This is a genomic window from Streptomyces sp. NPDC005262 (genome assembly GCF_042872425.1).
Taxonomy (GTDB): domain Bacteria; phylum Actinomycetota; class Actinomycetes; order Streptomycetales; family Streptomycetaceae; genus Streptomyces.
In genome coordinates, this window is sequence record NZ_JBIAKK010000003.1 from 340,324 (window position 1) to 357,765 (window position 17,442).

Here is a 17,442-nt window from a genome sequence, read left to right on the forward strand (position 1 = left end):
GCGGGCCAGTGTGCCAGGAGAAGGTAAAGGGGACGTCAGAGCCTGCGGCGGCCTGCTCGTACACACCTATCCGAACGAAGCCGCCCGGCGTCGCCGGGCCCGGGGTTCCGTTCCAAGACCCCCTTCGGGTTCAGCCCCGAGATCCTGGCGTCACGCTGACCAGGAACGCCGTGGTCCGTCAGCGTCGCGTTACGGGGCGGGGGCTCGGCGTCAAGCATCCGTCAGTGCGGGGGCTCGTCCCCGGCAGGCGGGCTTAGCTTCGGTGGAGCGCCCGGCCGGTCCGACCGGGCGGCGCCAGTCGCCTTCTGCGAGGAGCAGCACCATGTCTCCAGTCGAGTTTCCCGAGGACCCCGAACCTTCTGAACGGTTCCCGGCCGGACTTCTCTACGTCCCTGTCCGGTCGGGGCCCTCTGGATGCACCACCCGGTTCTTCCGCACCCCCCTGGGCGGCCGCACGGCCGTCGGTTTCACCTCGGCGGCGAAGCTCACCGCCACCCTGGGCAAGGACCACGCCTGCATCAGGCTCTCCGAACCCGCACTGCGCGCTCTCTCGGCCCCCCTGGGTGTGACCGCCCTCACCGTCGACCCGCAGTTCTCCGCCCCCGCGACAACCCCTTCGGTCTCCAGGGACGTCGAACGCGCGAGCTCCTCGCGTGCATGGCATCCCCAGCACGTCGGTGCCCTGCGAGTGACTGGCGCAGCTGCTGTCGTCGCCTGTCTGAACCTGCTGATCGGCTGAGGAGGCGCCATGTCAGTTTCCGTCCCGTCGTCCCTTGCGTCCACGCTTCCGACGTCGCCCCCGGCCTCCCCGCCCTCGGACCCCGAGGCCTTGTCCCGACTCTTCGGCAACGCCGACGGCCTGTCCGTCTGGCCCCGCTCCACACGCCCCGAGGCCGACGGGGACGTCTCCGTGGGCGGGGTCTCCCTCGCCGAGGCGGCCGACCGCTTCGGCACCCCCGTCTACGTACTGGACGAACAGGAGGTCCGCGAGCGCTGCCGTGCGTACCGCACGGCGTTCCCCGAAGCCGACATCGTCTACGCCGCCAAGGCGTTCCTGTGCCGTGCGCTCGCGCACTGGGTGCAAGAGGAGGGCCTGGGCCTGGACGTCTGCTCCGCGGGGGAGCTCGCGCTCGCCGTCACCACCGGCTTCCCGCCCGAGAACATCGTGATGCACGGCAACGCCAAGAGCCCCGAGGACCTGCGCACCGCCATTCGGCTCGGTGTCGGACGCATCGTCGTGGACAGCGCGTCCGAGATCGCACGCCTCGCCGCGATCACCCCCGCCGACACCCGCCAGAAAGTCATGGTGCGGGTGGTCCCCGGGATCGCCGCCGGCGGTCACGCCAAGATCCGCACCGGCACCGACGACCAGAAGTTCGGCCTGTCGATCACGGACGGATCCGCGCAGCACGCGGTCACCCGGATACTCGACCAGCGGCACCTGGAACTCGTCGGCCTGCACTGCCACATCGGCTCGCAGATCGCCACGGTCAAGCCGTACGTCGTCGCCGTACGGCGCGTGGTCGGCCTGATGGCCCGGATCAGGGACCAGCACGGCATCGCCCTCCCCCAGCTGAACATCGGCGGCGGCCACGCCATCGCCTACCGGCCCGGCGAGGAGAGCATGAACGTGTCCGTGCTGGCCGGGCGGGTCCGCGCCGAGCTGGAGGACGGTTGTGCGCGCGCCGGGCTCCCGGTGCCCCGGCTCACCCTGGAGCCCGGCCGCGCGGTCGTCGGACCGGCCGGCGTCGCCGTCTACCACGTGCTCGCCGTCAAGCGAACCGGCGAGCACACGTTCGTCGCCGTCGACGGCGGTATGAGCGACAACCCCCGGCCCGCGCTCTACGGCGTGCGGTACGCGCCCCGTCTCATCGGCCGCCCCTCGTCGGCGCCGCCCCGCCTCGTCACCGTGGTGGGCCGGCACTGCGAAGCCGGCGACGTCCTCGCCGAGGGCGTAGCGCTCCCCGGCGACATACGCCCCGGTGACCTCCTCGCCGTTCCCGCGGCCGGGGCCTACCACCTCTCCATGGCCTCCGGTTACAACCTGGTCGGCCGACCCCCCGTCGTCGCAGTGTCCGACGGCACCGCACGCGTACTCGTACGCCGCGAATCACTGGACGACATGAGCCGCAGAGACATCGGCCTGTAACACCGGCCGCCTCATTGCCGGCGTAACACCGGCCCCCATTCCCGGCGTCCGCCGAGTCCCCCTCTCGGCGGACGCCGCTCGACGCGACCCGCTGATGGCCCGACCAGATGTGCCCGAGCAGCCCGTCGAGCGCGAGGTGCCCCTCTCGCGTTCGCGCAGGTGTGTGATCACCGCGCCACTGTCCGAAGTGTGGAGCATTGTGACTGTTACCCGATTTACGTGACCCCCGTGGCGGAGCGCGGGGTGGTGCGCCGCGGTGCACGAAGGCGCCGGAAAGGGCTTGTTGCCGCGGGTGGCCGGGATGGTTGCCGTAGCCAACGAATGTCAGGGCCACGCCCCTGCGGGGTCTGTGACCGTTGCAGCCATCGGTTACGGAAATATCCGTATTTTGTAACGCAGGCCGAAGTCTGCGCGGACGGACGGGCGGGTGGTCCAGAGTGTGGGTCCTCGGCTTGTTGAGCCGGGACCCGCACCGCGCAACATGGCTCCGACCTGGGCCTGGGCGCCTCTACTTGAGGGGACATCACGTGTCTGCTTCTCGTACTGTCCGTCGTCTCGTCGCTACCGCTCTGGCGGCCGGCTCCCTCGTCGCCGTCGTGGCGATGCCGGCATCCGCCGACGACGGCCACAACCACGGCCGTCACCACCAGACTTACTCCCGTGTGGTGCTCGGCGGCATCCAGTACAACAGCCCGGGCCGCGACGACCACTCCAACCGCTCGCTGAACGGGGAATGGGTCGAGGTCACCAACGCCGGTTACCGGCCGGTGAACCTGGACGGGTGGACACTCACGAACCGCAACGGCAACCGCTACCGCTTCGACGACCTCCGGCTGGGCGCCCGGGCCACCGTCCGCGTCCACACCGGACGCGGCTACGACACCCGCGCCAACGTCTACCAGGACCGCCGCACCGACTACATCTGGAGCAACTACTCCGACACGGCCACCCTGCGCGACAACCACGGCCGCACCGTCGACACCAAGTCGTGGGGCCGCGACCGCGACCACCACCACAACGACCGCGGACACCGCCGCTGACCTGACCCACCCGCCACGGACAGCGGACCCCCTCTCGGAACCGCTGCGTGCCGCCACCCCCCGCCCCCGGAGTGGCGGCACGCAGCCCACACACCCACCGGCCACCCCTCGGGCGGGATGGGCGCGGGCCTGTCGTCGGTCGACGGGCCACTCCGAGAGCCAGGACAGCAGAACCTGACGAGCAGCCGCCGTCGCACCTTGGTCCGGTGCGACGGCGGCTGTGTGGGCAGGGCCGGTACTACAGCTCCCGCTCGATCTGGTTCTCGCTGATCTTCTCTTCGCGCATGGTCATCTCGTTCTGGACCGCGTAGCGGGTCTGCGGCCCGCTGCCCTCGGCCTGCCGGATCTCACCCCGCTGGATCTCGTCCTGGTGGTCCCGGTACTCCACGTGCTGTCCCTTGCGGTAGGGCATGGAAAATCTCCAAGTCTCGTGTAGGTCGGCGAGGGGGATCGGCCCCCGCTCGTTCAGCGGGGAACGCCCCTCCTGGCACCCGCGACTATCACTGGGCGCACTGACAGCCCACCCCCAACTCCGCCCTCCAGCAACCACAACGGGCCGAATGGAGGACCCCCCGCCCTCCCGACCCACACCGCGCTCATGGTGATCAACCCGTCGATGACAAGGGTCAAGGCACGCTGTCACAGAAGGCTCCAGGAACCTGATGTCGGCGCTGACGGCCCCCATCGCCTCGTCGGACGTCCCCCCGGCCGGCCGGGGGTGTGAGGGCCGAAAGCGGTGTGGACGGGCTGTATCACTCCAACGGCCGCCACCTGCCCGGTCCGGTGGCGGCACATGGCCATGCAGCGGCCGGGCATGTGTGGGCGCGGGCGCGACGCAGGTGATTCCAAGGGCCGCGAGCGCGAAAGCCGGGGCGCAGTGGGGATGGAGAGCGGTCGGGTCGGCGGTGCCGAAGCCGGCCAGGTCCACGGATGCGGCCCGCTCACCGCTACGTGGTGCCGCCCGGCCGCGGGTCACCTCCGTGACTCGCGGGGCTACCGCGCAAGCTGCGCGGTCAGCCGGATATGGGCGCTCTGCTCCCCGAACCCCCGGTAGCCCTCGTCCCGCTGGACGAGTTCGAAGAAGACGTTTCCGATGGTGCTGGTGTAGCAGTGCCTGAACCGGCCGTTCTCGTCACGGTCGTAGAGGATGCCCAGTTCCCGATACGTCTCCAGTTCCCCGGGGCCGAATTCGAACCGGGCGGCCAGGTCGTCGTAATAGTTGTCGGGCACCGGCAACAGATGGCCGGTCTCGCGCAGCCGCCGGGATGCGGAGATGATGTCGTCCGTGGCGAGCGCGATGTGCTGGGATGCGGCACCGCTGTCGCTGGGCGCAGGCGCGATGCTCAGGGCGATACGTACCTCGCCGTCCAGGGTGCTGACGGCACGGCTCCGCCGGAGTCCGTACGGGTCGGGGACATCGACGCTGTCGTGGGGCCGCAGCCCGATCACGCTGCGGTAGAAGAGGATCGCCTCGTCGTACTGGTGCCAGGGCTGGGTGAGTGCCACGTGGTCGAAGCCCACGACGCAGTCACCGCCCGCCCGGTGGGACACCTGCTGGAAGTCGTCGAGCCAGTCGGGCAGATTCGGCCGGCCGGTGGCGCAGAAGAAGAGTTCGGTGCCGTCGGGGGCGGCAACCGCGTCAATGGGTACGTCCCCGCCGGAACTACGGCGCGGGAGTACCGGAGCGCCCATGGACTCCGCGCGCTTGGACGCGGCCGCCGGGTCCGGCGATTCCAGGCCGACCGCAGCCAGCGAGAGGCTGCCGCGCCCGGTGGCAGGTGCCGTATTGACGAGGATGCGGGCGCCGCCCTGCTCCCAGAGGTCCACCGGCTTCGACGTGTGCCTTCCGGCGCGGGTGAAACCGAGCGCGCTCAGCATCGTCGACACCTGTTCGGTGTCCGGAGTGACGAGTTCGGCGAAGGCGACGGCGGCGGGCGCGACCGGTGCGGGCGGATCGGTGATCCCGGCAGCTTCCTGCAGCGCGACGAGGGAACGCATGGCGTCAGCCGCGGTACGCCCCGAATCGGCCTGCCGGAAGACGTCGTTGAAGACTTCCAGGGAGAGCGGCCCCTGGTAGCCGGCGCGCACGGTGGACTGCACGAAGGCGGCGAGATCGAACTCGCCCTGTCCCGGGAAGCAGCGATAGTGCCGGCTCCATTGCAGGACGTCCATGGTCATCAGCGGTGCGTCGGCGAGTTGCAGGAAGAAGATCTTCTCTCCGGGAATGGACTCGATGCCGTTGGGGTCCGATCCGCGGGCGAGAATGTGAAAGCTGTCCAGACAGACGCCGAGCGACGGATGGTCCGCGGACTCCACGATGCGCCACGCGTGGTCATACGTGTTGACATGGCGCCCCCAGGCCAGCGCTTCGTAGGCCACCCGGATCCCGTACTCCGCGGCCAGTTCCGCGAGTTGGTGCAGCTGTCCGGCGGCGAGCGCGTCGTCGTCCACCGCCTGGGGCGAGACGCTGGAGCACACCAGCACGGTGTCGGCGCCGAGACGGCGCATGACGCGGAACTTGTGCTCGGCCCGACGCAGGCTCTGTGCGAATGCGTCGGCGGGCAGACCCTCGATGTCACGCATCGGCTGATAGAGGTGGATGACCAGCCCCAGATCGGCGGCGCGGTCCCTGATCTGCTCGGGCGTGAGAGGGCTGGCGAGCAGATCGTTCTCGAAGATCTCTACGCCGTCGAATCCGGCACGGGCCGCGGCGTTGAGTTTCTCGGTCAACGTTCCGCTGATCGAGACGGTGGCGATGGATGTACGCATGGTGAGCCTCTTCCGGACTTCAGATGCGGGGACCGGGGTCCTTGGCGAGTTCCGCGATATCGGCGAGCATCCGTGCGGAGTCGGGTTCACGGCGCGTGATCAGCCGAAAGGCGTCGGCGGCCTGGAGCGCTGCCATACCCGCACCGTCCAATGTCGTGCAGCCCAAGGCCCGGGCAGTGGTCAACAGCTCGGTCTCCAGCGGCCGGTAGACCACTTCCGCGACCCACAGGGTGGGATGCAGGAGCTCGGCGGGGAGCGGGACTCCGGGATGGGCGGCCATACCCATCGGCGTTGCGTGCACCAAGCCGTCGCAGTGAGCCATGGCAGCCGGGAGGTCGCGCGGGCCCCCCGCCACCGCGCGCCCGGCGCCGAAGTGCTGGTTGAGCGTGGCGGCGAGGGCTGCGGCGCGGGCCGGTGCGGTGTCCACGACGGTGAGGCGCCCGGTGCCCAGGGTGAGCAGCGCGTGGGCCACGGCCGCTCCGGCGCCTCCCGCGCCCAGCTGGACGATCCGCTCCATCGGCGCATCGGGAAGACCGCGGGCGAACGAGGCCGCGAATCCGGTCACGTCCGTGTTGTGGCCCGTGGCGCGACCGTCCCGGAAGACGACGGTGTTGACCGCGCCGAGCGCTTCCGCCTGCGGGGCGAGCGCGTCCAGGTGCGGGATGACCAGCTGCTTGCACGGATGGGTGATGTTCAGCCCGTCGTAGCCGAGATCACGGGCAGCCCGCACGATGTCCCCCACCTTCTCGGGAGCGACACCGAGGGTGTCCAGGTCGATGAGCCGGTACACGTAACGCAGTCCCTGACGGTCGGCCTCCTGCTCGTGCAGGGCGGGGCTGAGGGAAGGACCTATGCCTGCACCGATCAGTCCGACGAGATACGTCGTCCGGTTCACCGGGTCTCCTTGTTCACAAGCTGGGCGAGATGGGCGAGAGCGAGCGCGTACCCATGGGATCCGGCGCCGCAGATCACCGCGTCGGCGACGGCCGACACATGGCTGTGGTGGCGGAACGACTCCCTGCGGTGGATGTTCGAGAGGTGCACCTCGACCACGGGCAGGTACGCGGCGGCCAGGGCGTCCCGTATCGCGACCGACGTGTGGCTGTAGGCGCCCGGATTGATCACGATCCCGCAGTGGGCGCTGCGCGCCTCGTGGACGGCGTCGATCAGAACGCCTTCGTGATTGGTCTGCCTGCAGTCCGCCTCAAGGCCGTGTGCGGCGGCCGCATCTCGGCAGAGAGCCTCCACATCGGCGAGGGTCTCCTCGCCGTAGACCGCCGGTTCCCGCGATCCGAGCAGGTTGAGGTTGGGGCCGTTGAGAACAAGCACGCGGCCTGTGGCCGACTTGGCGTCCTGACTCATCACACCTCCGTCAATGTACGAACCAGTACGTTAGTTATAGCAACAAGTCTGCACGGCGAGAACCCCTGCGCCGGAACCCATGGCCCGCCCTGCTCCTACAATCACGGGAACATCCCGATCACCCCAGCAGAGGAGCCGGATGGCCGCCGCCAACGAGCCGACAGGGTCCGCCGAGCGCACTCGCGACGCGGCTCGCACCCGAGCCGAGATCCTGGAGGTGGCGACCACGGAATTCGCCCGCGCCGGCTACGCAGGGGCCCGGGTCGACGAGATCGCCTCACTCACCCGCACCACGAAGCGGATGATCTACTACTACTTCGGCAGCAAGGAACAACTCTTCACCGCCGTACTGGAGCGGGCGTACGCAGAAATCCGCCGGGCGGAAAGCTCACTGGACGTGGAGCACCTGGACCCCGTCGCCGCGACCCGCCGGTTGGTCGAGCTGACCTTCGACCACCACGAGGCGCACCCGGACTTCATCCGCCTGGTCAGCATCGAGAACATCCACGAGGCCGAGCACATCATCGGCTCCGAGGAACTCGGCCGACTGGGCTCCCCCGCCACCGAGGTACTGCAGCGCATCCTTGACGCCGGCCGCTCATCGGGACTGTTCCACGCCGACGCGGATGCCGTGGACGTCCACGCGATGATCAGCTCGTTCTGCTTCTTCCGCGTCTCCAACCGCCATACCTTCGGCGCGCTGTTCGGCCGCGACCTGGTCGCGGCCGACCGGCGGGATCACTACCGGAACATGCTCGCAGACATGATCATCGCCTACCTGACGGCGGAGCGGGCCGAGGGATAGCGGTTGGCGCCTCCCCGCCCGGGCGGGGAGGCAATCGCGTGCGCGCACACCCTTGACAGGTACGCGGGGCTGCCGCAAGATCCCTAGCCAACTCCCGTATGAACTATCTAGTGCGTTAAATAGCGTCGCGGTCACCTCGCGTCTACGGGCAGCCTCCATCGCGGGTTCCCACCCACACCCCACCCCCACCCGCACCCGCACCCGCACCCGCACCCGGCAGCAGGGAACGTCCACAAAGGAGTTCGACGTGACCGTCCACGAAGTGGCAGGCCCCGGCCCCGCCACTCCCCCGCAGGCCCAGCCCCGACAAGCGGCACTCGGAGCCTGGATCGGCAGCGCACTCGAGTACTACGACTTCTTCATCTACGGCAGCGCGGCAGCACTGATCTTCCCCAAGATCTTCTTCGACACGTCCGATCCGGCCAACGCGACGCTGCTCTCGCTGGCCACCTTCGGCGTTGCCTACGCGGCCCGCCCCGTCGGCGCCCTCTTCCTCGGACATCTGGGCGACCGCCTCGGACGCAAGAAAATCATGCTCTCCACCCTTGTCATGATGGGCGTGGCAACCTTCCTCATCGGCTGTCTCCCCACTCGTGACCAAATCGGCGGTGCGGCACCGCTGTTGCTCGTGCTGCTCCGCGTCCTCCAGGGCATCTCGGCCGCGGGCGAGCAGGCCAGCGCCAGCTCCATGAGTCTGGAGCACGCGCCTGCCCACCGCCGTGGCTACTTCTCCAGCTTCACCCTCAACGGAACGCAGGCGGGCCAGTTGATCGCCACCCTGGTCTTCATCCCCATCACTCAGCTCCCGGACAGCCAACTCCTCGGCTGGGGATGGCGCGTGCCCTTCTGGCTCAGTGCCGTGGTCGCCGTCGTGGGCTATTTCATCCGTCGCAACCTCAGGGAGACACCCGCCTTCGAGCAGCAGGCCGACGCCGAGGGGGTCGCCAAACTGCCCCTGCTGGTGCTCTTCCGGGACCACTGGGCAGACGTACTGCGGGTCGTCGCGGGCGCACTCGTCGCATCGGTGAGCACGCTCTTCACGGTCTGGGCGCTGGCGTACGCCACCAGCGACGCCGTCGGCCTCGGTCGCACGGGCATGCTGTGGACCGGGGCGCTCGCCAACGTCGTCGCCCTCGGAGCGATACCGCTCTGGGCCCGTCTCTCCGACCGCATCGGCCGCAAACCGGTCTTCCTCATCGGAGCGGCCGGCAGCGCGGTCATGATGTCCCTGTACCTCTGGTCCATCTCCACCAAGCAGTTCCCGCTGGTCCTCGTGGTGGGCGTCTTCACGTTCGGCGTCGTCTACAGTGCGGCGAACGGCATCTGGCCCGCCTTCTACGGCGAGATGTTCCCGACCAAGGTCCGACTCTCCGGCATGGCGGTCGGCACCCAGATCGGATTCGCTCTGTCCGGCTTCGCGGTGACGTACGCCGCGCATATCGCAGGCCCCGCAGGCGACGACTGGTTCGCGGTGGCACTGTTCGGCGCCGTGTTGTGCATCCCGCCCGTCATCGCCGGGATCACCGCACGGGAGACGCACAGGGTTCCGTCCGAGCAACTCGGTCTGCACCCAGGCACCTTGGCCGCGGATACCACAACTCCTCGGAGCACGTCTGCACAACTCGAGCAGCGGTAGGCGGGGTTCCTCCTGGGCGCGGCATGGGAGGTTCCTGGCGGTCGGCCCTCGGAACCTCCCACGGTCCTGTCAAACGGGACAGCCCTTGAGGGCTGTCCCGTAATCCCTGGCGGGCGCACGACGACAGTTACGGCACCTCGCTGCGTTGTCGGAACGCCCGAATACGTCCAGTATGAGGACGCCCCTCCGCCTTGCGATGCACCGCATCTGACGCCGCGCGCTGATCCACCAGGGATTACGGGACAGCCCTTAGGCTGACCATCATGTCGAACCAGGTGCCGATCAGCGACGAGCTGCGCTCCGTAGTGGGCTCCCCCACGCAGGCCACGCTGCTGGACAGCAGTCCGCGATCCCGGGTGTGGCGGGTCGAGTTGCGCGGTGGTGGCCGGGTGATCGTCAAACAGATCGCCGACGGAGGGGGCACCGGGCCCGACGGGGATGCGCGCTATGCGCGGGAGGTCGCCGCGCTGCGGCTTGCCGCGCGGGCCAGCCGGCCGAACGTCGCGCCGGCGCTGCTCGGAACGGACCCGGCGTCCCGAGTGATGGTCCTGGAGCACCTGGACAGTCTCGTAGCGGCTGACGACTGGATGCCCGGCCATGCCGAAGCCCTCGCCCGGCTGCACTCACTCACCGGGCCGGCCGACACAGGCACGCTCCCCACCTGGTCCGGACCGACGGCCGCCGACGCCGAGTCCTTCATCGCCCTCGCCGAAGCGCTCGACGTCCCCGTCCCACCGGCGGTGCCGAACGAACTCGCCGCCCTGATCGACCGGCTGGACCCGGCGCCCCATCATGCGCTGCTCCACGGAGACCCCTGCCCCGGCAACGACCTGCACAGCGCCACCGGCGTCCGTTTCGTCGACTTCGAAAACGCGTCGTTGGGCAACGGCCTCGTCGAACTCGCCTACTACCGCATCGGATTCCCGACCTGCTGGTGCGCCATGTCGGTAACCGGCACGCCGCTTGCGGAAGTCGAGGACGTCTACCGTGCCACCTGGCGGAGCCTCACCGGCACGGACGTCCCCGGGGACCTCGCCGACGCCTGCGCCGGTTGGCTGATCCGAGGGGACGCGCTGGTCGAACGCGCCCACCGCCAGTCGGTGGACCACCTCGCACGGGTACCGGCTGAGGACTTCGAGTGGGGCTACGTCTCCGCTCGGGAGCGCCTCGTCCATCGGCTCGGCCTTGTCGCCGGCCAGACCCGCGACCACGACGAGCTGCACGCACTCGGTCACCTCAGTGCGGAAATGGCCGTACGCCTGCTGGAACGCTGGCCCACACTGCGTCCGCTGCCCACGCAGGACAACCGCCCCTGGAACTGACGGTCCTACGCGGTCGAGGAGCGTGGCGGCGAAGGACTCGCGGACCGGAGTGGGCGGATCACGGAGAAGGCACAGGCTGTGGCGGACGCTCCCTCACCGCGGCTGTCCGACCGGCCCGGCAACGCGGAAGGGGCAGCAGGCATCCGGGCTGTCGGTCACTTGACCTGGGTGACGATGGTCCGCGCACACTCCATCGACCCGGTATGCGTCGTATCCACCTCCAGGTCGTAGAACATGCCCCGGTGGACCGCGTCCGCCTGCGACACCGCCATCCCGGCAACCCGGTCACCACGCGCGATCTCGCGACCGGCGGCAACCGTGGCGTCGCACCTGACACCCACCCACAGCACCTGCAGCCCGCCAAGCGCCTGCTGCCACCGCTGCTGGGACGCCGCTCCGCCGAGGAAGACCTCATCAACGATGATCCGCGCACCCGTGCGGGCCATGGCGGCAAGCCCCTCGATCCACGCCGTTTCCAGCGTCCGGAACTCAGGACCGACGATCACCTCACCGTCCGGAGCGAACACGATGCCCTCATCCGACGTCTGCATGGACGCGGGCATCGCCTCGATCAGTGTGTCGACCCCGAAGGACAGCCAAGGATCCGGCAGCACCGCCTGCAGACACCGGGCGATCCCGGACTTCCCCGAACTGGATCCACCGTTGAGAACGATCATCTGAGTCATCACCGCGCCACATTAGAGGCACCTCGGCGACGACCGAAACGGGTTTCGACGGACAGAGATCCCCCGTACACATGACGCAGGCGCGGCCTAATCCCTGCGTCGCAGCCGTGCCGAGAGATGGTGTTGCAACGGCTGGCCGACTGCCGCGAGGTCGTGGACGAACGTGAGCGTGGCGTCGTCGGTCAGGGCGTAACGGCGGCGGGTGGCATCGACCTCCTTGGCGGTGGGCGTGCGAGCCACCTCGTGGGTGGAGAGGTCGACCATGTTGTCGGCCGCACGGCCGACCGCGATCTCCGCGATGCCGGTGGGCTGGGTGATGAGTGCCTCCACGAGGCCGTCGGGCTGGAGACGCCACCAGCCGCTCTCCCGGGCGGCCGGCCGCAGCGGTGCGTCGTCGGCGTCGAGCAGCCAGGCCCGGGCCTCATAACGAAGGAAAGGGCGGCCGTCGTGGCTGAAGGTGACCTCCTGCGCATACTCGAAGTCCCCGGCCAGCGTCGGGTATCCGCCGCGTCCTCGGCCGCGCCAGGTGCCCAGGAGCCCGATCACGGGCGACAGCAGTGCGTGCGGCGCGGGCTCCTCGTCCGGTCGGTGGCCATCGGGGTACGGGGGCTCCGCTGCGGGGTCGAACACGGTATGCGCTCCTGGGATCGGGGCCGGTGCCGGGTCGAAGCCTAAGGGCTGTCCCGCTCGGCGACGGAAGATCCCGCAACGCGTGGCGGGGGCGCGGCAATCTCGTTCGCAGAATTTTGCACAGCACGCAAATTTGCATACCATGCACCTTCATGGAGGCCGACGACATGCCACTCGGGCTGCGCGAACGCAAGAAGCGTGCGACACGTGACGCCCTCGCGGACGTGGCCCTACGCATGGCCGCGGACCGCGGAATCGAGAACGTGACCGTGGAAGCGGTCACCGATGCAGTCGGCGTGTCCGCGCGCACCTTCTTCAACTACTTCCCGTGTCTGGAAGACGCGGTCACCCGACCCGACCCCGACACCGCCGAGCGAGCCCGTCGGGCGGTGCTCAACGCACCGAAGGAACTCTCGGCGCTCCATGCTCTGCGCGAGGCGATCGGTCAGGAACTCGCCCATATCGAGGAGGATCACGAACGCTGGGAGCTCCAGACGGCCGCGCTCAGGAAGAGTCCTTCGCTGCTGCCCGGATTCCTGGCCGCCCAGGGCGCCGACGAACGCGCACTGGTCGCTGTCGTGGCCGAGCGCCTCGGCCAGGATCCCGAGTCCGATCTCCACCCCCGGCTTCTCACGCACGTGACGATCGCTGCCGTGCGCGCCGCCGTCGAGCTCTGGGTGGCCTCCGGCCGTACCCGCACGTTCCAGAGCATCTACAGCGAGGCGTTCGCCTCGCTGGCTCACGGTCTGAGCGACTGAAGCACATCCGAACCCCCACCGGGGGTCCTTCACCAGAGAATGAGGAACGTCAGCCGATGACCGCTGCCGTCACACCTGAAACCGGTACCGCCGGTGCGCCCGACGGGACCGCACCGGCCATGACGCATCGTCAGATACTCCAGGCCATATCGGGCCTGATGGCCGGCATGTTCGTGGCCATCCTGGCCTCCACAGTGGTCTCCAACGCCCTTCCCAGGATCATTGCCGATCTGCACGGCAGCCAGTCCTCGTACACCTGGGTGGTCACCGCCGAGCTTCTGGCGATGACGGCGACCGTCCCGATCTGGGGCAAGCTGTCCGACCTCTACGACAAGAAGCTGCTCATCCAGCTTTCTCTTTCGATGTTCATCGCCGGCTCGCTCGTCGCCGGCTTCTCGCACAGCGTCGGCCTGCTCATCGTGAGCCGTGTGGTGCAGGGCATCGGCGCGGGCGGTCTCACCGCGCTCGCCCAGGTCGTGATGGCGGCGGTCATTCCGCCGCGTGAACTCGGCCGCTACTCCGGCATCTTCGGCGCCGTCTTCGCCGTCGGCACCGTAGCGGGACCTCTCATCGGCGGCGTGCTCGTGGACACCTCCTGGCTGGGGTGGCGCTGGTGCTTCTTCATCGGCGTGCCGTTCGCCCTGCTTGCGATCGTGCTGCTCCAGCTGACCCTGAAGCTGCCCACGGTCCGCAGAGAGGTGAAGATCGACTATCTCGGTGCCGTGCTCATCATGAGCGGGGTCAGCGCCCTGCTGCTGTGGGTGACCCTCGCAGGCAACCGCTTCGACTGGGCGTCGTGGCAGACCGTCGCTCTGGTCTCCGCTGGCGTGGTCCTGCTGGTCGCAGCGGTACTGGTCGAATCCAGGGTCCAGGAACCGATCATCCCGCTGGACATCTTCCGCAACCGCACCGTTGCGCTGACGACCGTGGCGAGCCTGCTCGTCGGCGTGGCCATGTTCGGCGGCACGGTGTTCCTCTCCCAGTACTTCCAGATCTCGCTCGGCAAGTCGCCGACCATCGCAGGTCTGATGAGCCTGCCGATGATCCTCGGTCTGATGCTCTCCACGACCGTCGCCGGGCAGATCATCTCCGCCCGCGGCAAGTGGAAGGGCTTCCTGATCGCGGGCGGCATCATCATGACCGCGGGCATGGGCCTGCTGGCCACGATCAGCGCGGACTCCTCGTTCGGACTGCTCAGCGTCTACATGGTGGTGCTCGGCGTCGGCGTCGGCATGCTGATGCAGAACCTGGTGCTGGCAGCTCAGAACGACGTGCCCGCGTCGGAGCTCGGCGCTGCGACCTCGGTGCTCTCGTTCTTCCGCAGCCTCGGCGGGGCGATCGGCACGAGCGCGCTGGGCGCCGTGCTCAGCCACCGGGTGGCGAGCGAGATGGAGAAGGGCTTCGGCGGGGCGGCGGACAACGGGGGCGCCGGGCACGGCGTCCCCGACCTCGCCGCCCTTCCCGAACCGGCCCGGCAGGTGGTCGAGCATGCGTACGGGGTCGCGACCGCGGATGTCTTCCTGATCGGAGCCCCCTTCGCGTTCCTCGCGCTGATCGCGGTGCTGTTCATCAAGGAGAAGCCACTCAAGACGCAGAGCGGCATGGAACGGCTCGCGGAGGAGAACGCCGCCGCGGCAAAGGCGCCTGCCGCCCCGACGCACTGAGCGCGCCACCGCGGCAGGTTCACCGAGTTCGAGGAGGAGAGCCGCCGTGCCCGGAAAGAATCCGCGGACAAGCACGACGCGTCCGCGTGAGGATGTCACGGGTACGGCGGCCAGGCTCCTGCTCGCCCAGGGGTACCGGGCGCAAGTAGTTGCGGTACAGAAAATGCCGCTGCGTGGGCCGCTACCTGTTCAACATCGAAGCCAGCGGCCCCGGCCGGGGCCTGCGCCCCTTACGGGACCCGGACGCCGCCGAGGACGACGAGGACTGACGGCCGGCGCATCCGACCCGCCCCGGCCACTCGTCGCGCCCGCGGGGGCCTGGCACCCGACTTGTGTGACCCTTTCGCGGCAGGCGTCACAACAAGTCGGGTGCACTCTCCTGGGCGGGATCCTGGGATGCCGGGTGGTCCGGACCGCCGGCCGGGGCAGCGGCACGCAGCGCCGCTTCGACCCGGCGGTTGCTGGTCATGGATGCCGTGACGGCCGTCATCGCCAGGAGGAGGCCGGCGGCGGCGTAGAGCGGGGTGCGGATGTCGTACGTGGTGGCCAGCCAGCCACCGAGGAACGCCCCGACGGGGGCGGCGCACATGGCCAGCATGCGGGAGGTTGAGGCGACCCGGCCCATCAGGTGGGCCGGGACGATCGCCTGGCGGAGGGAGGGCCCGAGCACCATCGTGGCGCCCATGCCGGCCCCGCAGACGGCGAGCGCCAGCCCCGCCACGTACGGGTTCGGGGCAGCGGCAAGGCCCAGGATGGCGAGCCCTTCGATTGCGGCCGTGCAGGTCAGCGCGGTGCCGGTGCCGAGTCGTCGGCCAAGGTAGGAGGCGATGCCTGCACCGAGCAGACCGCCGGTGGCCTCCGCCGTGAGGAGCAGGCCGAAGCCGTAGGTGTCGATGCCGAGGCGGTCGTGCGCGAAGAGGGCGAGGACGGTCTCCACAGCGAGGAAGGCGATATTCCCCACCGCCGGGCGGAGCGCGAGCCCGAGCAGCACCCGGTCCCGGAAGACGTACGAGGCCCCGGCCCGCGCCTGCCGAAGCAGCGACTCGCGGACCTCCGGCACGGGGCGGGGCATGGCGGGCAGCGTACGGACGAGCAGCGCGGAGAGCAGGAACGACACCGCGTCGGCCAGCAGCGGAACCGCCCGCCCGAGCGCGAGCAGCGTACTGCCCGCAGGCGGCCCCACGAAACCGGACATGGCTGTCTGGGCGCCGCGCAGGCGGGAGTTGGCGCGCTCCAGGAGCGCGGGGTCGCGGCGGAGCAGATCCGGCAGGAAGGCCGTGGCGGCCGTATCGAAGAAGAGCCCGCCGAGGCCGAGCAGGAAGGCGACGGCCGCGAGCAGCGGAATGCTCAGCACGTCGAGCGCGGCCGCCGCCGCCGGTATCGCGAGCAGCACCGCACGCGCCGCGTCCGCGACCCACATCGTGCGCCGGCGGTCCCAGCGGTCCACCAGCGCACCGCCGAGCACCCCGAAGAGCAGCCACGGCAGCGTCCCTGCGGCCGTGACGACGGCGAGCGCCATCGGATCCCGCGTCAACGTCAACGCGATCAGCGGCAGCGCGGCCTGGGTCACCCCGTCGCCGAGCGAGGACACCGTCTGCGCGGTCCACAGCCGTCCGAACCCGGTCGGCAACTTCCGAACGCCTGAGGTCACTTGGTGCCCCCCTCGGCCTGCTCCCGCGGCGCCGGGTGGAACAGTGCGAAGACGAGTGACGCGTCCGGCAGCGACGGATCGGACAGCTCCCGGTACTCGTCCGCCAGTGCCTGCAGCCGCGCTCCCAGCTGCGCGAACTGCTCCTCGGTGAGCCGCAGATGCGCCATCCGCACGTGCCGCTCGCCGTCCGCCGGCGCCGCCTCCAGGTCCGCCACCGCATGCCGCATCAGCACATCCGGCCCTCCCTCGCCCGGGTCCGGCAGCGCGATCGACCGGGCGGCCATGGCGTAGTACCGCTCAGTGACGCCCCGGACCTTCCGCGTCCGCACCACCTTCACCAGGCCGGCCCGCTCCAGCAGCCGCACGTGATAGCTGGAACTCCCCTTCGCAAGGCCCACCCGCTCGGCGATCTGCGTAATCGTCGCCGGCTCGAAGCGGAGCACGGCCATGATCCGGTGGCGCGTGAGATTGGAGACGGCACGCAGCTGCTCGTCCGTGGTGACGTGAAACGTCTCGGGAAGATCATCGGTAGGCACGAGAGCAATGGTCAACGATCCTTGACCATTGCGCAAGGGGATTCGCACGCACGGCATCAGGGAGGGCCTCGCAGCCGCCCGCTCCCGCGGCCGGGTCGGCGGACGCCCCGGCGTCGCCACGGAGGAGATCATCCGGGCCGCCCGTGACCTGCTGCCCGACCCGGGCCGCTCGATCACTTCGATCGCCAAGCTGCTCGGCGTCTCGCCGGGCACGCTCTACAACCACATCCCGGACCTGTGCGAGCTGCGCGGTGTGGGGGCTTCGAGCTGGCGCGGCACTGCGCCGGCGGACCGGATGCCCCGAACCGACGACGCGTCGATCCCGACCACACGACCGCAGTGCTTGCTTGAACTGGAGCCGCTTCCGAGCCGTACATGATGGGTGGCGGAACCCGGCCCCCAACCTGGTCCGCCGTGCCACCACTTGGCTTCGC

General features: G+C 69.6%; 17 protein-coding genes. 9 read left to right on the forward strand and 8 right to left on the reverse strand.

The window, feature by feature from the left end:
- Window positions 1-322: 322 nt before the first annotated feature.
- The 3 genes from ACFYP5_RS11420 (at window position 323) to ACFYP5_RS11430 (ending at window position 3,189) form a co-directional block, all read left to right on the forward strand.
- Window positions 323-739 carry an SAV_915 family protein gene (locus tag ACFYP5_RS11420; protein WP_389033656.1) on the forward strand — a complete coding sequence of 139 codons (417 nt, stop codon included), beginning with the start codon at window positions 323-325 and terminating at the stop codon, window positions 737-739.
- A 9-nt stretch (window positions 740-748) separates the two neighbouring features.
- Window positions 749-2,149 carry a diaminopimelate decarboxylase gene (gene lysA, locus ACFYP5_RS11425; RefSeq protein ID WP_389033658.1) on the forward strand — a complete coding sequence of 467 codons (1,401 nt, stop codon included), beginning with the start codon at window positions 749-751 and terminating at the stop codon, window positions 2,147-2,149.
- Window positions 2,150-2,676: 527 nt separating this feature from the next.
- Window positions 2,677-3,189, forward strand: a complete 513-nt coding sequence (locus ACFYP5_RS11430; protein WP_389033661.1) for a lamin tail domain-containing protein — start codon at window positions 2,677-2,679, stop codon at window positions 3,187-3,189.
- 238 nt (window positions 3,190-3,427) lie between these two features.
- Here ACFYP5_RS11430 and ACFYP5_RS11435 read toward each other — a convergent pair whose 3' ends face one another.
- The 4 genes from ACFYP5_RS11435 to aroQ all read right to left on the reverse strand — a co-directional run bounded on the left by ACFYP5_RS11435 (window position 3,428) and on the right by aroQ (window position 7,320).
- Complete coding sequence (locus tag ACFYP5_RS11435) at window positions 3,428-3,601, reverse strand: hypothetical protein (protein WP_158716083.1); 174 nt, start codon at window positions 3,599-3,601, stop codon at window positions 3,428-3,430.
- Between the two features lie 581 nt (window positions 3,602-4,182).
- On the reverse strand, window positions 4,183-5,958 hold the full coding sequence (locus ACFYP5_RS11440) for a bifunctional sugar phosphate isomerase/epimerase/4-hydroxyphenylpyruvate dioxygenase family protein (protein WP_389033664.1): 1,776 nt from the start codon (window positions 5,956-5,958) through the stop codon (window positions 4,183-4,185).
- Between the two features lie 19 nt (window positions 5,959-5,977).
- A complete protein-coding gene (locus tag ACFYP5_RS11445; protein ID WP_389033667.1) occupies window positions 5,978-6,853 on the reverse strand; it encodes a shikimate dehydrogenase in 876 nt (291 codons plus the stop codon).
- The gene (aroQ, locus tag ACFYP5_RS11450; RefSeq protein WP_389033670.1) at window positions 6,850-7,320 is read right to left on the reverse strand and encodes a type II 3-dehydroquinate dehydratase; all 471 of its coding nucleotides are present in this window, start codon (window positions 7,318-7,320) and stop codon (window positions 6,850-6,852) included. Before aroQ ends, ACFYP5_RS11445 begins: the two co-directional genes overlap by 4 nt.
- Window positions 7,321-7,459: 139 nt before the next feature.
- Here aroQ and ACFYP5_RS11455 point away from each other — a divergent pair, with 139 nt between their 5' ends.
- The 3 genes from ACFYP5_RS11455 (at window position 7,460) to ACFYP5_RS11465 (ending at window position 11,083) form a co-directional block, all read left to right on the forward strand.
- Window positions 7,460-8,125, forward strand: a complete 666-nt coding sequence (locus tag ACFYP5_RS11455; RefSeq protein ID WP_389033672.1) for a TetR family transcriptional regulator — start codon at window positions 7,460-7,462, stop codon at window positions 8,123-8,125.
- Between the two features lie 262 nt (window positions 8,126-8,387).
- The gene (locus ACFYP5_RS11460; RefSeq protein ID WP_389034453.1) at window positions 8,388-9,761 is read left to right on the forward strand and encodes an MFS transporter; all 1,374 of its coding nucleotides are present in this window, start codon (window positions 8,388-8,390) and stop codon (window positions 9,759-9,761) included.
- Window positions 9,762-10,024: 263 nt separating this feature from the next.
- Entirely contained in the window at window positions 10,025-11,083 is a 1,059-nt protein-coding gene (locus ACFYP5_RS11465) for a phosphotransferase (RefSeq protein ID WP_389033675.1), read from the forward strand.
- Window positions 11,084-11,238: 155 nt separating this feature from the next.
- Here ACFYP5_RS11465 and cpt read toward each other — a convergent pair whose 3' ends face one another.
- Window positions 11,239-11,760, reverse strand: coding sequence for a chloramphenicol phosphotransferase CPT (cpt, locus tag ACFYP5_RS11470; RefSeq protein WP_389034457.1), 522 nt, complete (start codon window positions 11,758-11,760; stop codon window positions 11,239-11,241).
- A 96-nt stretch (window positions 11,761-11,856) separates the two neighbouring features.
- Window positions 11,857-12,399: an FABP family protein gene (locus ACFYP5_RS11475; protein ID WP_389033677.1), complete on the reverse strand. Its 543-nt coding sequence runs from the start codon at window positions 12,397-12,399 to the stop codon at window positions 11,857-11,859.
- Between the two features lie 152 nt (window positions 12,400-12,551).
- Between ACFYP5_RS11475 and ACFYP5_RS11480 the strand changes: the two genes are divergently transcribed.
- Both ACFYP5_RS11480 and ACFYP5_RS11485 read left to right on the forward strand, forming a co-directional pair.
- The gene (locus ACFYP5_RS11480; protein ID WP_389033680.1) at window positions 12,552-13,157 is read left to right on the forward strand and encodes a TetR family transcriptional regulator; all 606 of its coding nucleotides are present in this window, start codon (window positions 12,552-12,554) and stop codon (window positions 13,155-13,157) included.
- Window positions 13,158-13,213: 56 nt separating this feature from the next.
- Window positions 13,214-14,821, forward strand: a complete 1,608-nt coding sequence (locus tag ACFYP5_RS11485; protein WP_389033683.1) for an MDR family MFS transporter — start codon at window positions 13,214-13,216, stop codon at window positions 14,819-14,821.
- Window positions 14,822-15,176: 355 nt separating this feature from the next.
- Here the strand turns inward: ACFYP5_RS11485 and ACFYP5_RS11490 are convergent, their stop codons facing one another.
- On the reverse strand, window positions 15,177-16,472 hold the full coding sequence (locus ACFYP5_RS11490) for an MFS transporter (protein WP_389033685.1): 1,296 nt from the start codon (window positions 16,470-16,472) through the stop codon (window positions 15,177-15,179).
- Window positions 16,469-17,008 carry an ArsR/SmtB family transcription factor gene (locus tag ACFYP5_RS11495; protein ID WP_389033688.1) on the reverse strand — a complete coding sequence of 180 codons (540 nt, stop codon included), beginning with the start codon at window positions 17,006-17,008 and terminating at the stop codon, window positions 16,469-16,471. Before ACFYP5_RS11495 ends, ACFYP5_RS11490 begins: the two co-directional genes overlap by 4 nt.
- A gap of 28 nt (window positions 17,009-17,036) precedes the next feature.
- On the opposite strand from ACFYP5_RS11495, the gene ACFYP5_RS11500 reads away from it, so the two are divergent.
- Entirely contained in the window at window positions 17,037-17,387 is a 351-nt protein-coding gene (locus ACFYP5_RS11500) for a hypothetical protein (RefSeq protein ID WP_389033691.1), read from the forward strand.
- The last annotated feature ends 55 nt before the right edge of the window (window positions 17,388-17,442 follow it).